The sequence below is a fragment of the Saccharospirillum sp. HFRX-2 genome, from assembly GCF_043196805.1.
Lineage (GTDB): Bacteria > Pseudomonadota > Gammaproteobacteria > Pseudomonadales > Natronospirillaceae > Saccharospirillum.
In genome coordinates this window covers 11,847-28,541 of sequence record NZ_JBEBMU010000008.1, presented here as the reverse complement: position 1 = coordinate 28,541, position 16,695 = coordinate 11,847, and the positions used below count along the sequence as shown (strand labels likewise).

The 16,695-nt window shown below is 51.8% G+C and carries 13 protein-coding genes; 6 read left to right on the top strand and 7 right to left on the bottom strand.

Annotated features, from left to right (window positions below; translation table 11 throughout):
- Positions 1–4: 4 nt before the first annotated feature.
- From ABMA60_RS15155 to ABMA60_RS15145, 3 genes are all read right to left on the bottom strand, one after another.
- Positions 5–1,600, bottom strand: coding sequence for an alpha/beta fold hydrolase (locus tag ABMA60_RS15155; protein WP_392804673.1), 1,596 nt, complete (start codon positions 1,598–1,600; stop codon positions 5–7).
- Between the two features lie 415 nt (positions 1,601–2,015).
- Positions 2,016–2,327, bottom strand: a complete 312-nt coding sequence (locus ABMA60_RS15150; RefSeq protein ID WP_392804670.1) for an antibiotic biosynthesis monooxygenase family protein — start codon at positions 2,325–2,327, stop codon at positions 2,016–2,018.
- A 59-nt stretch (positions 2,328–2,386) separates the two neighbouring features.
- On the bottom strand, positions 2,387–3,973 hold the full coding sequence (locus tag ABMA60_RS15145) for an alpha/beta fold hydrolase (RefSeq protein WP_392804668.1): 1,587 nt from the start codon (positions 3,971–3,973) through the stop codon (positions 2,387–2,389).
- A 245-nt stretch (positions 3,974–4,218) separates the two neighbouring features.
- On the opposite strand from ABMA60_RS15145, the gene ABMA60_RS15140 reads away from it, so the two are divergent.
- The 3 genes from ABMA60_RS15140 to ABMA60_RS15130 all read left to right on the top strand — a co-directional run bounded on the left by ABMA60_RS15140 (position 4,219) and on the right by ABMA60_RS15130 (position 6,833).
- Complete coding sequence (locus tag ABMA60_RS15140; protein WP_392804665.1) at positions 4,219–5,235, top strand: hypothetical protein; 1,017 nt, start codon at positions 4,219–4,221, stop codon at positions 5,233–5,235.
- 245 nt (positions 5,236–5,480) lie between these two features.
- The gene (locus ABMA60_RS15135) at positions 5,481–5,879 is read left to right on the top strand and encodes a hypothetical protein (protein ID WP_392804663.1); all 399 of its coding nucleotides are present in this window, start codon (positions 5,481–5,483) and stop codon (positions 5,877–5,879) included.
- Between the two features lie 141 nt (positions 5,880–6,020).
- Positions 6,021–6,833 (top strand): hypothetical protein, encoded by an 813-nt coding sequence (locus ABMA60_RS15130; protein ID WP_392804661.1) that lies wholly within the window; start codon positions 6,021–6,023, stop codon positions 6,831–6,833.
- 143 nt (positions 6,834–6,976) lie between these two features.
- Here ABMA60_RS15130 and ABMA60_RS15125 read toward each other — a convergent pair whose 3' ends face one another.
- The gene (locus ABMA60_RS15125; protein ID WP_392804658.1) at positions 6,977–7,834 is read right to left on the bottom strand and encodes an SDR family oxidoreductase; all 858 of its coding nucleotides are present in this window, start codon (positions 7,832–7,834) and stop codon (positions 6,977–6,979) included.
- A gap of 90 nt (positions 7,835–7,924) precedes the next feature.
- Here ABMA60_RS15125 and ABMA60_RS15120 point away from each other — a divergent pair, with 90 nt between their 5' ends.
- Positions 7,925–8,356 carry a winged helix-turn-helix transcriptional regulator gene (locus ABMA60_RS15120; RefSeq protein ID WP_392804656.1) on the top strand — a complete coding sequence of 144 codons (432 nt, stop codon included), beginning with the start codon at positions 7,925–7,927 and terminating at the stop codon, positions 8,354–8,356.
- Positions 8,357–8,920: 564 nt separating this feature from the next.
- Entirely contained in the window at positions 8,921–10,519 is a 1,599-nt protein-coding gene (locus ABMA60_RS15115) for an alpha/beta fold hydrolase (RefSeq protein WP_392804653.1), read from the top strand.
- Between the two features lie 521 nt (positions 10,520–11,040).
- Here ABMA60_RS15115 and ABMA60_RS15110 read toward each other — a convergent pair.
- Both ABMA60_RS15110 and ABMA60_RS15105 read right to left on the bottom strand, forming a co-directional pair.
- A complete protein-coding gene (locus tag ABMA60_RS15110; protein WP_392804651.1) occupies positions 11,041–11,277 on the bottom strand; it encodes a GlsB/YeaQ/YmgE family stress response membrane protein in 237 nt (78 codons plus the stop codon).
- A gap of 128 nt (positions 11,278–11,405) precedes the next feature.
- Entirely contained in the window at positions 11,406–13,052 is a 1,647-nt protein-coding gene (locus tag ABMA60_RS15105) for a methyl-accepting chemotaxis protein (protein WP_392804649.1), read from the bottom strand.
- Between the two features lie 364 nt (positions 13,053–13,416).
- On the opposite strand from ABMA60_RS15105, the gene ABMA60_RS15100 reads away from it, so the two are divergent.
- The gene (locus ABMA60_RS15100) at positions 13,417–15,828 is read left to right on the top strand and encodes an EAL domain-containing protein (RefSeq protein ID WP_392804646.1); all 2,412 of its coding nucleotides are present in this window, start codon (positions 13,417–13,419) and stop codon (positions 15,826–15,828) included.
- On the opposite strand, the gene ABMA60_RS15095 is transcribed toward ABMA60_RS15100, so the two are convergent.
- Entirely contained in the window at positions 15,816–16,604 is a 789-nt protein-coding gene (locus ABMA60_RS15095; RefSeq protein WP_392804643.1) for a hypothetical protein, read from the bottom strand. The genes ABMA60_RS15100 and ABMA60_RS15095 overlap by 13 nt on opposite strands.
- Between the last annotated feature and the right edge of the window lie 91 nt (positions 16,605–16,695).

Here is a 16,695-nt window from a genome sequence, read left to right as displayed (position 1 = left end):
GCGATTAGCGGTTGATAAAGTCCAGAAACATATCGATAAAATCCTGGGTCGCAGGCTCGCGCCCCAGCAGGATATGGTTTTGACTTTCCAAAGCGCAAAACTCGGCGTTGGGAACGGCGGTGACAATATCGCGGCCGGCGCTGACGGGAATCGTTTTATCGCCGAGCGAGTGGGCCACCAGCGTCGGCGCCTGCACCTTGGCCAGTTGCTCGGTAACATCGACATCACCGATCAAATAGAGGCTGCGGCGCGCGATTTCCCGACTGGTGGTTTCGCGCAAGTAATTGGTGAACCAGAGTATCTCACTGACATCTGCCGTGGGCATAAACAGCACCGACAACAGTCGCAGTATCGCCGGATCGTCTTTTTCCCAGCCAACCATGCCCATCTCAATCATGGCTCGTGTTTCACGCGCGGTATTGATGGCGCCTTTCTTACCGTGGCGCCAACCCACCGGAAAAGCACCAAACAGCACCAAATGACTGACCCGCTCGGGATGACGAGCCGCGTAATCGACCGCAATGGCCGCACCTTGTGACATCCCAAATAACGCGAAACGATCCAGATTATTGGCATCAACAACGGTTTCCAGATCGGTTACCCAATCCTCGTACTGGAACGGTCCGGGCTGGCGATCCGATAAACCGCAGCCTCTTTGATCGTAACGAATAAACTGATGTTGTTCTTCCAGCGCCCGATAGATCGGACTCCAGGTAGGCGTGTCCCAGTCTTTGGCCAGGCTACTCATCCAACTGCCGGCCTTGACCACCGGCGTGCCCTGACCCACCGACATATGCGCCAACTGCACGCCGTCGGCTGCAGTACAGAATTTTATCCGCTGACGGGGGCTTAGATCGCGTGCCGATTTGTGCGCTGGTGAAGGGGCAGCAACTGGCTCGTTATCGCTGTCGTTTGCGCCATCCCAGGGAATCCCGGCTTTCATAAAGCGCTCGGCAAAACGCTCACTCAGGTTAAGCCGTTCCTGTTCCAGACCCAGGTTATCCAGCGACACCAGCAAGCGGTTGGCAGCCAGGGGGTTATAGCTGTCGAGTGCTTCCCAGGAGCGCGCCCAATGCAGTTGCTCCACCTGATCAAGACTGGGATGTTGAGCCAGTAACGACAACACCTTGATGCGTAATTTCTTAACCGCCAGGCGCTCGCTACTGAGCCATTGCTGATAGAGTTCCTGATCAGCCAGGTCCAGACCATCCAGGAAGGGCTCTTTTAATTGCAGGCTTATTTCTTTCAACCTGGTTGTTGAGATAGTCGGCATGTCGATCTGCAGCGCTAAAGAACGAACATCAATTTCGATATCATCCATCAGCAGTGATACGCGTTCGCGATCTGCTACCAGGCGTTCCACATCGCCGTAATTAACCAATCCCCTGATTTTACTGAGTGACCAGCGCAGCGCACCTCTGGGATCATCCGGCAATTTCCAGAACACCTCACACAGGCGTTCACGACGATGCGGCCGACCCGTCATGGCCAGATAGGCCAACAGCGCACGCGTTCGTTTTGATGAGGGGAGTTTTAGTATTTGGTCGTCCCAAGTGCCAGTTAATTCTAATTCACCCAGGGTTTTGACGAATAGCTTCACAACGTTATTTCCTGTGCACCGCAAGTGCTCAAACCACTGATTAGACCAGACTTATACTCAAACATTTAGAAAATACCACGGTTTTTCAAACGATAATGGCCATAAATATTCAATTCACACGGTTATTCAAACGATAGAATGGATTTTATTTGTCGCACAAAGGTGACTCTTTCACTATTTGGAATAAATAAATATTGATTACCGATAATAAATCGAGCTATTCATTTTCCCTGGGATTTAATGCCCTTCAACAAGATGCAGTCCACTTCAAATCGACGGTTTAAACGAATTGCCCGCTGAGTTTCCGCAACTATTTCGGTTGATAAAATACGTCAGGCAGAATAAAAGGCGGCGATGATAACAGCGACCGAGCTGTCACTGTTAGGAGGTAATAAAAGCAGGCAAATTAAACGGCTTATAGCGAGTATTCACGCTCGACCCGTGCAATCCGAACCCGAAAATCCTGGTACCACTGATCACGACCCTGTTGCTGAGCCTGGCGATGCTCGGCGTGCTGCTTCCAGGCTCGAATGGCTTCCAGACTGGACCAATAAGACACCGTAATACCCATATCATCGCGCGCTGATTCAACGCCTAGAAAGCCAGGCTGTTGCGCAGCCAGGTGCAGCATGCGTTCTGCCATGGATTGATAACCGGCATGATCATCCGCCAGTTGCGATGAAAATATCACCGCGTAATAAGGTGGCTTAGGCGTATCGGCAAACATAATATTCAACTCGGGTTTTGGTTCGATACCACCGATTTTAATCCGGCGCCGCTAAGTCGCTAGTGGTTGGCAATAAAACTCCGTACCGCTTCGACAAAAGCCCGCGAAGCAGTCTCTCGCCCCAGCAATAAATGGCCATCACTTTCCAGGCCAACAAACTCTGCCCCGGGAATTGCCGCGGCAATATCTCGACCCACACTGACGGGAATACGCTGATCGCCCAATGAATGAATGACCAAGGTCGGTACCTGAACCTGAGCCAGTTGCTCGCGCACATCAATGTCACCAAAGACGGACAAGAAACGGGCCGCGTTTTCCGGTGAAGTTGTCAAACGCTGAAATTCATTAAACCAAGCCAACTCCTGGGCGCTGGCGCTGGGCATAAAGGTGGACGAGAAAATTTGCCGATAGGCCGGGTTATCCTGGCCCCAACCCGCCTCGGTCAGGGTAATCACCGCTTCACGCTCACGCTGAACCTTTGGCGTTGCGCCAATGCGCCAGCCACTGGCATAACCGCCAAACAGGATAAGGTGACTGACCCTTGCGGGATACTTGACCGTATAAGCGATAGAAACGGCGGCACCCTGGGATATACCCATCAGCGCAAAACGATCCTCACCGCTGGCTTCGACAACCGTTTCCAGGTCAGCGACAAAGGCATCAAAAGACAGTTCCCCCACCAGCCAATCCGACAGACCATTGCCTCGCTCGTCGTAGCGAATAAAACGATGGTTTTTGGCCAGGTCACGAAACAAGGGACTCCAGATTGGCGCATCCCAGTCGTGCTCCAAATGACTCAACCAGTTCGCCGCTTTAACGATAGGCGGGCCTTCACCAACCGATGCATAGGCAATACGTACGCCGTCCGCAGCGCTACAGAACTGAATTTTCTGCCGGGCCAGCAATTCGCGTTCAGTTGCGCCCCGGTCAGTATCTGAGCCTTCAATTTCCTGCTCCGCCGAAAGCTTGGGCGACCAGGCGATTCCGGCATTACGAAAATGCTGCGCGAGCTGAGTCACGGTCTTGCGAAAAGCATCCGCTTCCCCGCAGGCCTGCAATAATTCGAGCAACCGATGCGCCGCCTGAGTGCAATAAGGATCCAACTGAGTCCAGGCGCGGGCCCAGGCCAACTGCCCTGTCGGGTCGATATCAGCATGACTGGCCAGACGGCCCGCGATGTTAGCGCGCAGTGATACCACTTCCTGGCGCTCAGCGTAGAGCCACTGCTGGAACAGATCCTGATTCGATAAATCCAGCCCGTTCAACAGCGGTTCTCGCAAACGCTGATCGATGGTCGTCAAGGAATCGACCGAGAGCTCTGGTTCATCGAGTTGTCGGCCCAGCGTACGAACATCTATCTCGATATCGTCGGTCAACAAAGTGACCCGCTCACGGTCGGCCACCAGGCGTTCATGCTGTGGCTGGTTGACCAGACGGCGAATTTTACTGAGCGACCAGCGCAAGGCTCCTCTGGGGTCATCCGGTAGCTTCCAGAAAACTTCGCACAAGCGATCACGCCGTTGCGGTCTGGCCGTCAGGGCAAGATAAGCAAGCAAAGCGCGGGTTCGTTTTGAAGATGGCAAGGCGACCGACTGGTCATCCCAGGCGATACTGAGTTCACCCAGGGTCTTCAGGGTCAGTTTCACGGTGTCCTTTCCAAGGCTAAGCGATGGGGTGAAAATTTGAACCAGTCGTAGTTTTTTGACTGTTTGTCATAAATACCACGAATTTTCACACGATAAGAGCCAAATTTTCTCGTTTTTCAAACGATTTTTCAAACGGTCGTACCCTATAGTGCCGCTCGCAGAACGGGTGCGGTCCATGGTTCCCCGACGTTTCCGACTGCCCACACAATCTTCCCTACCGGCCGGAACGATCAGGACCATCGCCAATGAGCGAGCTAAGCATCATCGAATACATCTGGATTGATGGTTTTGAGCCATCGCCTGGCTTAAGAAGCAAAACACGCATTGTGGCTTTGAACGATGCGCTGTTGCCGACCGATCTACCGCGTTGGACCTTTGATGGCACCCTTACCGCGCAAGCAGATAATCACGATCACGACTGCCTTCTGGCGCCTGTCCGCCTGTATCCCAACCCGCTGCGCGGCACTGGGCACTATTTAGCATTATGCGAAGTCTTGGACGCGGGTGGTTGTACACATATATCGAACAAGCGAGCACCATTGCGGTCCCTGCTGAACGATGCCAACAACAACCTGGACCCTTGGTTGGGTTTTGAGCAGCCCTATCGCCTCATACCAAAAGAAACCGCCCATCCAGTTCCGGCCAACAATAAACCCAACTATTGCGCCGTTAGCCAAAGAGATGCTGTTGCTTCTGAATTGGCTGAGGCACATGCACAAGCTTGCCTGGATGCCGCTTTGTTATTTTATGGCATGCATTGCGAATCCGCTCACAACGGCTGGCGCTTTCAGATTGGCCCTCGTGGAATTGAAGGCGAAGCGTGCGATGCACTGAAAGCCTCTGACGATTTATGGATAGCGCGTTTTCTGCTGGCTCGCCTGGCTGAGCAAGCAGGTCTCGACATTCAATATCACTTTGAACATCGCTACACCCACCTGCACACCAGCTTCTCCACTCGCTATACCCGGGATCCGCGTTGTGGCCTGGATGCTATTCAGATGATCTCGCACCTGCTCAGCGACAACCGATGTAAGCAACCCAAAAACCACCACAGCCAACTCGACGTCGATCAACATTTCAGCTGCGGTATCACCCAAAGAACAGCGGCCATTCGCATACCCACGCCAGTGGTACAACAAGGCTATGGCTATTTAGTTGACCGTCGTCCCTGTGCTGACGCCGACCCTTATGAGCTGGCTAATTATCTGCTCGACCGGGTACTCAATGACGATGTTGATGAGCACCTTGATCGCACTGCATGAAAGAGGCTGGCCAGGTAGTTAATCAATACTCATGGAAAATTTTGGAGAAAATTGAAACCCATGCATCCAGGCGAATCAGTTAGGTCGTCTGGATGGATGTTAAAACCACGGGAGACATTCTCTGCCTCCAAACAGAGTCATAAACCAGTGGTTCATGGAGTTGGAGGATCATAGGTATACAGCCAGGGACTCCGTTATTAAGAGCGACTCTAGACGCTCAACAATCAACGAAAAAGGAAGCAATAATGAAAGCCGCTACTTTTGCAGCAGTCATCACTTTTGCCGTCGTCACCGTAGCCGGTTGCGCAACCGACGCTTACGGTGACCATCACCAATTCGCCAAAGAAGTCAGCACCAGCGAAGGTACTGTTCTGGCCAATCGCGACGGCATGACGCTCTACACCTTTATCAACGATGCGCCAGAAGTGTCCAACTGCAACGGCGGTTGCGCTGACAACTGGCCTGCGTTTACTGCCGGTCCAGCAGCTATGGCTGAAGGTGACTTTAACATTATCGAGCGTAACGACGGCAGCAAACAGTGGACCTACAAAGGTCGCCCTCTGTACACCTGGGTTGGCGATCGCAAAGAAGGCGATACCAACGGTCACGGCGTTGGCAACGTCTGGTTCGTTGCTCAACCGTAAGAGTCGGGGATAGAGCCGGGAAGGGATTCCCGCGACAAGGAAGTCTTTGGTGGGGGTTCAGTTGCAGGGATTTTGCGATTGTCCTCCACCGCCTGCATCTGACTTTGTCATAAGCATTCAAGCTTTATTGAGATTATCAACATGAGTTACTCAGATTTATTATTCCTGCTTTTGAAAGGTACAGCGTTACTCGCCATCTTTATCGTCACCTTGATTTATATAAACAGGAAACAGCACCATCATCTTAAAACCGCCCAGCAGACTAATACTGCGACTTTGCTAATACCTGCTGCGCCCAGAATTAATCTGCGCTTTTCATCGGCTCGCAACCTGCGTTTTCAATGGCGCGATGTTGATGGCGCCAGTCACTATCAATTATTAGAACGTACGGATGATCAAGCCGACTTCAGCTCAGCCGGGTCTTATATCTTACCCGGCCGGGAATCATTGGTCTGGACAGTGCCTTTATACAGTCGCCTCAACGCTCAATACAAACTACGTGCTTTCAATGAGCAGGGTTTCACCGATTCTGCTGTGGTGTCGGTATCAACTGAGCTGGAGGAGCAGCTGCGCTATTTGCAAACCAGCGACATCAACGCTGCGGAATTTTTCGGTTTTGCCATTCACCTCAGTAAAGGCGGTAATACCCTTGTCATAGCAGAAGATGACTTCAGCTCTGCCTACCCAAGAAAACACGGAACGACACCGTCAAGTTATATGGGATCTGCCGTTGTATTTAACCGAATTGATTCCGGACGATGGGAGCAAACAGCTTATATTAATGCCTTGGCCAAAGCTGAGATTGATGAAGATGACAGCGATAACTCAACCCATAGTCGGCCCCCAAACTCTGCAAAAGAAACCACTACTGAGCAAACAAAGAGATCGCGCTCTGATGCAGTACCGGAAATTTTTTTCCGACAATTAGGTGGAGTGCTTTGCAACCAAAGCTGAGCTGCCAACAATCCATTATAGATGCTCAGTCCATTAGGTCGGAGCGATTCTAGCCGGGTCAGCTAAAACGGCATGTTCCCGGCCGCGAAGGAAGCATCGCAACCGGGAACATGCGCCAAAGTATTAATCAAACAATGAACTGGCTATGCAGATAAGGCCGTCGTAACGCTTTGCTGAATAGAGATGGTTGGTCGCCCGATCAAACGACTCAAATCCCCCGATTCGTCAAAAAGATCGCCTTGGCTTGCTCCTGCTTCTGAGTTAGCCAACATCACCGCAAGACCCTCGGGTAACCCAACTTGTATCAACAACGCCTGGTAATCTTCCTGGCTCATATTGTTATAGGTAATTGCCTTTCCGCTTTGTCGCGCTAACTCTGCGGCATACTCGCTCAGACTAAAAGCGCCATCACCGGCCAGTTCATAAATCTTGCCCGCTGGCGACTCGGCTGAGGTCAGTACCGCAACCGCAGCAGCAGCAAAGTCGGAACGGGGTGCAGTGGAAATACGCCCCTCTCCGGCACAGCCATAGAGTGCGCCTTGCTCCACCGTCATTGCAGCGGTGCCCGTGTAGTTTTCGCTGTACCAGCCATTTCTTAATAAAACGTAAGCCAAACCACTGGACTGCAACGCAGCTTCGGTCGCTCGATGCTCCTCCGCCAGCATTAAGCTGGATCGGTCAGCATGCAGAATGCTGGTATAGGCCACCAAGGCAACGCCGGCTTGAGCCGCCGCATCAATCACCGCCTGATGCTGTACGGCGCGCTTACCCACTTCACTGCCTGATATTAACAACAGTTTTTCCACGCCACTCAGTGCAGTCGACAATGACGAGGGAGTGTCGTAGTCGGCATAGCGGACCTGAACGCCTTGGTCTGCATAAGTCGCCAGGGATTCCGGTTTACGGGCCAAAGCGACGATATTTTGCGGGTTGGTCGCTTGCAGCAATTGATCAAGCACTAGGCGGCCCAGTTGGCCACTGGCTCCGGTTACAGCAATCATCTTTATCTCCTCGTATAGACTGGTTATCCAGTGACACTGAGACTAGACTACCAGCTAACTTTTAGTAAGTACCAACCAAAAGGTAAGTAGATGAGTACCCAAAACAACTACCCGTGGCGCAGTCTGAGCAACACTCTGGAAAGAGGCGATATCTTTGCCGCCCAGTGTCCATCCAGACCAGTACTACAGCATTTGACCAGCCGTTGGGGCGTTATCGTTTTAGCGGCATTGCTGGGCCGGCCCAGTTATCGATTCAGCGAGCTGCGTCGGATAATCGGTGGTATCAGCGAAAAGATGCTCGCCCAGACACTGCAGAATTTGGAGCGAGACGGATTCGTTAAGAGAACCATGCATCCTGTGTTGCCACCCCACGTGGATTACAGCTTGACCAACCTGGGCCGGGAAAGTGCCTGCCTGGTTACTCAACTCGCAGACTTTGTGGAAAATCGCATTGAAGAGGTCACTGAAAACCAAAGATGCTATGACAGTAACAAAGGCGAGCCTTGGAACCTTGCCAAATAAGGCTTAGCAAACAACTCAGGTTAAACCTGCTTCCGCCAGAAATTCCATACCGCAGAGACTGTTAATGACCACCCAAGATTGAGGTTGCTAATGACCAAACGAAGCTCTAGCTTTCATTGAGGCGACCGCCACTGAGAGTCAGCCTCAACCCGCCATTAGCCCGATCAATAAAAGCGACTCACAGCGATGCAGCTATAGGACCATCTTGATCGATAGACTTTGCTTTTCTCCAACCAGAGCCCACCACAGCAATCGATAACTCGTCAGTTATCGAATTTCGTTTACTAGGTCACTTTTCTATAAAAAATTCATTCACACCCGTTGCATTGGATAATTTGAATAGTTCAGAATGACATCTGTGACTGAGCTTCCATGCGACTGTCTGCTCCGTCACTCTCCCATGAGTCTTCCAGCCCTCCTTTCCGTACTTCATTGCTGATAAAAACAATTTAACTCATCGCCGTTTGATCGAGCGTTTGAACGATCGTGGTAATTCGTGATCTGCGTTTGAAATCCAGATGGACGATCGGTGTATTTACATTCGATGAATCAGGAAGCTGGACAATGACACTATCCATTAAGACTTTAGGTGACCTAGCAATCTCCAGTGATGGCCAACCATTGGAGCTGCCGCAATCCAAACGAACCCGTGCACTCATAGCCTATCTGGCCGTGGCAGCACGACCTCACCGCCGCGACCGTCTTTGTGAAATATTTTGGAAGCTGCCTGATGATCCACGCAGTGCCCTGCGTTGGTCATTGAGCAAAATCCGCCCGCTGGTCAACGCCGGCGGTAAAAACCGACTCGTTGCCGACAGAGAACGCGTTTCACTACTGACATACGACATGCTCATCGACATTCGCGACATTGAAATGAAGGCGAATGATCCTTTTACGTCACCTAAAGAACTCGAAGCAATGCACACCACCTTGCAGGAAGTTTTTCTTGAAGGACTGGACCTGCCTGATCAGGAATTATTCCAACACTGGTTAACCGCTCAGCGCCGAGTCGTGGCTCAGCTACGCGCCAAAGTAATGTTCCGGCTGTCCAGCCACCCGGAATTGCCGCCATCAATGCAATTGTACTGGGCCAGATTGTGGGAGGAGCTGGAGCCTTATAATCCATCGGCGGCCACACGGTTGATAACACTGCTGGAATCCATAGGGCTGACTCGGGAGCTGAGCAGTCTGACTGTCCGGCTTACCAAACGATTCCAGTCCACCGGCATTAACTGGTCCCCCAAAAGGCGTTCGGGTAACCCCATCGGTATAGGCTCCGACCACCCCAAAGCGGCCATCGACGAAAGTTCTTTAGACTCACGGCAGAAAATTCAATTCTGTACCACTGACGATGACGTTCGTATTGCTTACGCCTCAGTCGGCAATGGTCCTACCATCGTCAAGGCTGCAAACTGGCTGAATCACCTGGAACACGACTGGGATGCCCCGATCTGGAGTCCGTTGTTCAGAGACCTGGCAGCAGATCACCGCTTCATTCGTTATGATGAACGCGGCTGTGGACTATCCGACTGGAAGGTAGAAGATCTCTCGTTCGACGCTTTTCTAAAAGACCTGGAAGCAGTCGTGAATGCCAGTGGCGCCGACCGCTTTGTATTATTAGGCATTTCTCAAGGTGCTGCGTTGTCCATCGCTTATGCCGTGGCACACCCGGAACGTGTCAGTCACCTGATTCTCTTTGGTGGTTACGCCCGCGGTGGCGGACTGACCACCAACGCTGAACTTAAGCGCGAGCGCGAGGCCGTGGTCACCCTGACCGAAATGGGTTGGTCACGAGACAATCCAGCTTACCGGCAGATTTTTTCGTCAACCTTTATTCCCAGTGCCAGCGCCAGCGAAGTGGCTTGGTTTAATGATTTTCAGCGCGCCACTACATCACCTGAAAACGCCGCCCGGTTCTTATCCATTTTCGATCACATCAATATTCAGGAATTATTACCGCTGGTGACCGTGCCGACACTGGTCATACATTCACGGGACGATCAAAGGGTACCCGTCAAAGACGGACTCGACCTGGCAGCAAAAATCCCCAACGCAGAGTTCGTTGGCCTCAGCAGCGATAGTCATTCATTACTGGGAAGGGAGCCAGCCTCGACTGGTTTCCTTCAGGCTGTGCGTGATTTTCTTGCGCGGAACCCCGACTAACCGGAACAGGATGTTTCACATGATCGAGCAATCCGGATGTGCTCAAAAAACAGTCAGCCATGTCTGACTAAGCACCTACCAATCGCGAGGTTTAAATGACAATTTTTCCGCCGTGGACTGACTAAATGCGTTTTTTTCAAACCTTTAACGCAAATAAAAAGCAGATTTCTAAAAAATACCACGGTTTTTTACACGCTCAGTCAAACGGTGATGCGTCATACTCTTTATCGCTGGTTAAGGACACGCCCTCCAGCTAAGGAAGATGAGGCATGGAAGCCTGGCAAGGACGCCATTTTTTTAAACTGCAAGACCAACAGAAAGCGATAAAGGTTCCTCAACCTATAACCATACCGTCCCCTTCCGGGGGCGGCGATTGGCCCACACTTTCAATGCTATTCCATTCCTTGGTAGCGAAAGGAGGGCCTTTTTTGTGCTACCGATAATTATCGATTGTCATATTGTGCACATAAAAAAAGCAGCCATCGGCTGCTTATATCAATCTAATGGTCAACCTTAGGTTATTAACTGACCAACCTAACAATATACAACAGGATGATGGCGCCAACAGTAGCGGTAACGATGGAGCCAAACAGATTCCAGGTGGTAAAGCCCAATAAGTTGAACGCCAGTCCGCCAACGAAGGAGCCCACCACCCCAACGACTATATTACCGAGAATCCCAAACCCAGCTCCCTGAGTGATTTGTCCAGCCAACCAACCCGCCAGGGCACCAATCAACAGAAAAATAATCAAATGCATCGTCGTCTCTCCTTTGTGCTATATCAGTTTCGAACCTTTCATCCTTTAAGACGTGGCTCTATTTAACGACATTACAAGGGGCGAAAATTTGACCCACTACACAATTCAGCCACGCAGAGAACCCCGCACTAGAGTTTAAAGCCATCCAATACTGATTGAATCTCTGCCGATTGACGGGTGAGGTCGTCGGCAGCCCGATCTATTTGCTGAGAATTTCCAGTGTTTTCTTTCGAGTAATCGGCGATGGATTGCAAGTTTTCATTGATACCCGATACCACCTGACTCTGCTCTTCGGTAGCGGTGGCGATCTGCGTGCTGATGTCATTGATCTCTTGCATATAGGATTGAATTTTCTGGAATGCCTGAGTTGTTTCACTGACATCCGATACCGTTTCCTGGCCGAGCTCAGTGCCCCGAGTCATCGATTCCACCGTCTGATTAACACCGCTTTGCAGCCGTTCAATGCGTTCTTGAATATCTTCTGTGGACTGCTGGGTTTTACTGGCTAATGAGCGCACCTCATCGGCAACCACCGCAAAACCTCGCCCCTGTTCGCCCGCGCGTGCCGCTTCGATAGCAGCGTTCAATGCCAACAGGTTGGTTTGTTCAGCAATGCCTTTAATAACCTCCAGAACCCCGGCGATATTTTCTGCTTCTTCTGCCAGGTTGTGAGTTGCACTGGAAGCATCATTGAGCCCATGCATCAGTGTTTGCATACGTTGATTGGCTTGTTCTGCCCGCTCCGTACCATCACGAACACTGTCCAAGGCTTCATTGGCGCTGACGGCGCCTCGTTCGGCATTGCTGGCAATTTCACGTGCCGAACCATGCAGTTGTTCGACAGCAGTGACGACCTGATCCATGGATTCTTCTTGCTGCTGCGCCAGATTGATATTGCTGCGACTGGCCGAGTTCATGGTTTGACCGCTGTCCAGCAGCTGCCGATTAACACGCGTCACCCGAGCCATGGAATGGTGCAGTTTTTCCATCAAATGATTGAAATGCTCTGCCAACTGGCCGACTTCATCGCGCTGACTCAGACTCAAACGAGCCGTAAGGTCACCTTCGCCTGACGCCAAATCACTGAGCCGGTCGCGTAAATGGATAATCGGTCGCGATAGCGAACGTGGCAGTAATATACCGATGGCCAAAATCACAACGAGTGCCAGCAACAGCTGAATCAAAAAAGCGAAAATAGTGCTGTCACTTTGTGCGATCGCGCTGTCACCTTGGGCTTGTGCCTCGGCATTAACCTGTTGCGCCAGGTCATCGATCAAGGTATTGGCAGCGGAGAATGCCGCTTCGCCGTCGGTGATGCTGATCTGGTAGGCAACCGAAGCAAGACCGTCTGTCGCTAATTCCAATATTTCCTGGGAATGCGACTCCCATTGATCGAGAGACGTCAGAATCTCATCCAGCAATAGCTGGTTTTCTTCTGACTCCAATAATGCAGCTAAGCGGGCAATTTCTTCACGGGTCATTGCAATACCGGTTTCTTGCTGATTCCGGTAAGCATCCATTTGCTCACGAGGAGTACCCCAGTTACCCCCCTGGATGTAATCACGCTGGGCAACCAATGCCCGATAGAGATTGGATTTTATGCTAGCCAGTGACAGTTGCGCCGGCTGATAACGACTGATGAGAGCGTCAGAACTGGCATTTAACGCCAGCATGCTTTGAATCCCTCCAACCGTCATGACCAAGGTCATCAACAAGATCAGCGCCAGAGGCAAGCGGACCTTATTGGCGATCGACAAATTTCTAAGCCAAGTCATGGGAGTGTCCTGCTGCGACATGAATGAGTATGTCCGAGCTTCGATCCCTGGAGCAGCGGTATAGGCAGTTTATCCTGTAAACCTTTAGGAAGTAATCGGCCCGCGTCAGGAGGAATCGAGCCAAACAGCGTTCCTTCTCGTGGACGCTATGTTCCTTAGAAATAATGATCAGGGCGAACACCGCAACGAAGCGGCAGGCCAGACGAAAGCGGGCTAGACTGAATATTAAACACGCTGTTTGAGCGTATAAGTTCTTGTGGAGCATGGATTATTGATGGCAGCTTGGCATAGACAGGCATTGATATGGCTATTGGGCTTGATGCTGTCAGGTCCAGTCTGCGCCAGTCATCAATGGTCACAGGATATGCCCAGCCGCTGGCTCACCAACCCGGATGCAACCTGGATGGCCGACCCCAGCCTTGGACCTGACCAAGCCTGGCCCGCCTTGTCAGCTGCTGGCAATAAGATGGCACCACCAGGGCTGAGTGGAAAAGCCATCTGGCTGTTGTTTGAGATCGAGAATCAGGCGGCAGACGAGCAAACCTACTATCTGTCTAACGAGAACGTCATTCTGTCCGAGTTGGACCTTTATCTGCTGAATGCCCAAGGCGAAATGTTGAAGCAACTGCCATTGGGACAAAATCAGCCAAACTTCCCTCAACTGACGACCGGCGAGCGATTCAACGGCCAGATAACACTGGATGGACGGGGCTACTACTATCTTATGGCCCGCTTAAAATCCGATACCCCAATTGCTCTGGCAATCCGTGTTACCCCAGATAGTCGTTGGCAGGCATTACAGCGCCAGCAATTTGCGACGGACTGGTCCATGTTTGCGGTGTTAGCGACCTTGCTGGCCTTTAATCTGGTTTTGTTGTTTGGACGCCTCGATTCCACTCAGGGCTGGCTAGTCAGTTTCCACGCGCTGCTCATTCTTTATGTTGGTTCCTTGCAAGGATTTGGCTACCAGTTTCTTCCAGCTGGGACAGTTTCCTGGTTCAGCCAACATATCCTGGTGCTGAATTTCATCATCCAGTTGCTGCTGTATCGTTTTGCCTTGGCCTTTCTCAGTCAGGGCGAGCCAGCACCACCCAGAACCATTCGATTTCGCTACGGTATTCCGGTCGTTCAACTGGTTGGCGTGGTTGCCGCCCTCACTTGGCAAGATCGCTTTGTCATGCCGCTGTTCTTACTGGCCCAGTTGTTGGTTGTGGTACCTATTTTTCTGTTTGCCTGGCGCCAGGAACGTGCTGGTTATCGCCCGGCGCGATTGCTCATTGCGGCACTCTTTGTACAAATCCTTGGCGGTAGCGTTGGCACTCTGGCATTCACAGGTCTATGGCCGGTATCCGACTTGGCCCTGAATGCTTTTTTTATATCGGCGGTGCTGGAATTATTGCTGATGGCTTTTGCAGTCGCCGCACGACTGCGTTTTCTCGAAAAACGACAACAGTTGGTATTATTGACTGACACCGCCACCGGTCTGCCCGGACGCCCTTATATCGATCAGGAGCTGGCCGAACACTGGCAAAAGTTGTGTAGTGAGGCCACTGAACCAGTAGTACTGCTGGTCCAATTGAACGGCTTTCGGACTTTGTTGCAGTTACTCGGACCGGGGTTGGTGCAACGGCTCAGCGTGCAGGCGATGCAATATTGGAACCAAGGACTGAACCAATTGTCCGGTGTACAGCACTTACCCGGTTACCCTAAGGCATCGCTGGCCGTTTTTGCGCACGACAGTTTTTTGGTCCTGGTCGATCAACAGCGGCAACCTGACCTTAGAGCCCGGCTGGCGGCGTTAAGTCATCTGGAGCTGGAAGTTGATGGGCAGAATTTTGAACTGGAAAGCCAGGTCGCCTGTTTTCATGTCGGAACGCAACCAGAAGCCCTGGACGAAATCCTGCGGCGCTTGAATGTGGCTCTGGTCAGCGGCCATCAACAGGGGCGGTCATTTCAATCCTACAGTCTGGAACAGGATACTGTTTTCCAGCGCCGAATCGGTCTGGCCCAGGCGCTCCCTCAGGCGTTGCAGGCTGGGGAACTCAGCTGTCATGTACAGCCGGTGATCGACTTGAACAGCGGTGAAGTCACCGGTGGCGAAATTCTATTGCGCTGGAGAAGTCCGGTCTTTGGTGATGTATCGCCGGCAGAGTTTATTCCACTGGCCGAGCAGATGAATCGGGTTTCAGGGTTAACCCGTTATGTATTGGCTGAGGTTAATCGCTGGCAATCGGACCCGAAATCACCGAGTTGGCCATTGTCGGTCAATTTATCGGTGTTGGATTTAATTGCCGAAGACGATGGCCGGGATCTGATTTCGTGCCTCGATAATATCGGTTTGTCACCGCGTCGATTAAAAGTCGAAATCACCGAAACCATGGTTATGGAGCAGACTGATCGCTGTCTGGAAACCCTGGAACGACTGCGCGCTTTAGGCTGCCTGCTGTCTATTGACGACTTTGGCACCGGCTATTCATCGCTGGCTTATCTGTCGCGTATCAAACCCGATGAGATAAAAATTGACCGCGCCTTTGTACGCGCGCTGAACAACTCACCGACCGACCAGCATATCGTGACAGCGATCGTGCAATTAGCCCGTACGCTGGGTGCCGTCATTGTGGCTGAAGGGGTCGAGGATGAACACACCCTGGCGCTGTGCCGCGAGCTGGGCTGCAATCGCGCTCAGGGTTATCTAATTGCCCGCCCCATGCCACTGGATCAACTGCATGATTGGCTGCAACAAGAGTCAACCGTCAAACTGCCTCAATGGCAATAACGCACCGGCCAAGCCTGGTTACTGACGCCAATAGCAAGGTTGTTTGACAACTGCAATTTAAAGCTGCCGCTGACCCGAAAACTGGCCGTATCGACGGTAAAGTGGGTACTGTCTTCGGCTCTGGCGATACCGGGACGAAAGGGCGCTACCCAGGTTGGCTGATAGTTTTCCCAAAGCGTAACTGTCACCGGAATCTGGCCGGCGAGGTCAGCCTTCGCTTTGGCATTGATCTGCCGCATCAAGGTTGCCAGCGGCAGCTGTATTTCAGTTTCGTCCTGCGCCAAGGATAGATCCAGCGTCCAGCTTTCGCTGCCGCAAAAGGCAGTGAATGACCAGCCACGAACTCTATCGGTCTGACCATCGACAACCAGCGTCAGTTCGTCGTTGCGATCGAATACCTGACCTTCCACCTGCGCCTGACCGCTGAGCGTCACTGCTTCTGTTAATGGCAACGTCATTTGCGCGACACCCGGGAGTACCAACTGATAAGGACCAAAATCAGGCTCGAGCTGAGCACCGTAATCACCCTCTTCACTTCCTGGCTTCAACGCTATCACTTCACCACCAGCCGTCAGAATTTCAAGACGGTTACCGTCAGCCTCGACGCGACGATCCCACATGCCGGCACGGATCTCGGTGCGGACTTCAACCGTTCCGGGCTGATGCCGGTATTCAACTTTGATATCCAGATCGTCAGGATCAACATCCTGAATAGAAACAGCACTGCAACCGGCCAGCAGGGCGATCGCAACGGCAAAAAGTATCGGTTTAAACATGTGCCACAGAACCAGAAATGAATCAGCCCACAGTATAAAGAAATCGACTTCACTACACAGTGATCTGTTCAGCCATTAGCATGCAGCCATC

Coding starts and splice junctions, on each gene's coding strand:
- ABMA60_RS15135 (WP_392804663.1), top strand. CDS start 5,481: ATGAAAGCCGCTACTTTTGCAGCAGTCATCACTTTTGCCGTCGTCACC.
- ABMA60_RS15125 (WP_392804658.1), bottom strand. CDS start 7,834: ATGATTGCTGTAACCGGAGCCAGTGGCCAACTGGGCCGCCTAGTGCTT.
- ABMA60_RS15120 (WP_392804656.1), top strand. CDS start 7,925: ATGAGTACCCAAAACAACTACCCGTGGCGCAGTCTGAGCAACACTCTG.
- ABMA60_RS15110 (WP_392804651.1), bottom strand. CDS start 11,277: ATGCATTTGATTATTTTTCTGTTGATTGGTGCCCTGGCGGGTTGGTTG.
- ABMA60_RS15105 (WP_392804649.1), bottom strand. CDS start 13,052: ATGACTTGGCTTAGAAATTTGTCGATCGCCAATAAGGTCCGCTTGCCT.
- ABMA60_RS15100 (WP_392804646.1), top strand. CDS start 13,417: ATGCCCAGCCGCTGGCTCACCAACCCGGATGCAACCTGGATGGCCGAC.
- ABMA60_RS15140 (WP_392804665.1), top strand. CDS start 4,219: ATGAGCGAGCTAAGCATCATCGAATACATCTGGATTGATGGTTTTGAG.
- ABMA60_RS15130 (WP_392804661.1), top strand. CDS start 6,021: ATGAGTTACTCAGATTTATTATTCCTGCTTTTGAAAGGTACAGCGTTA.
- ABMA60_RS15095 (WP_392804643.1), bottom strand. CDS start 16,604: ATGTTTAAACCGATACTTTTTGCCGTTGCGATCGCCCTGCTGGCCGGT.
- ABMA60_RS15150 (WP_392804670.1), bottom strand. CDS start 2,327: ATGTTTGCCGATACGCCTAAGCCACCTTATTACGCGGTGATATTTTCA.
- ABMA60_RS15115 (WP_392804653.1), top strand. CDS start 8,921: ATGACACTATCCATTAAGACTTTAGGTGACCTAGCAATCTCCAGTGAT.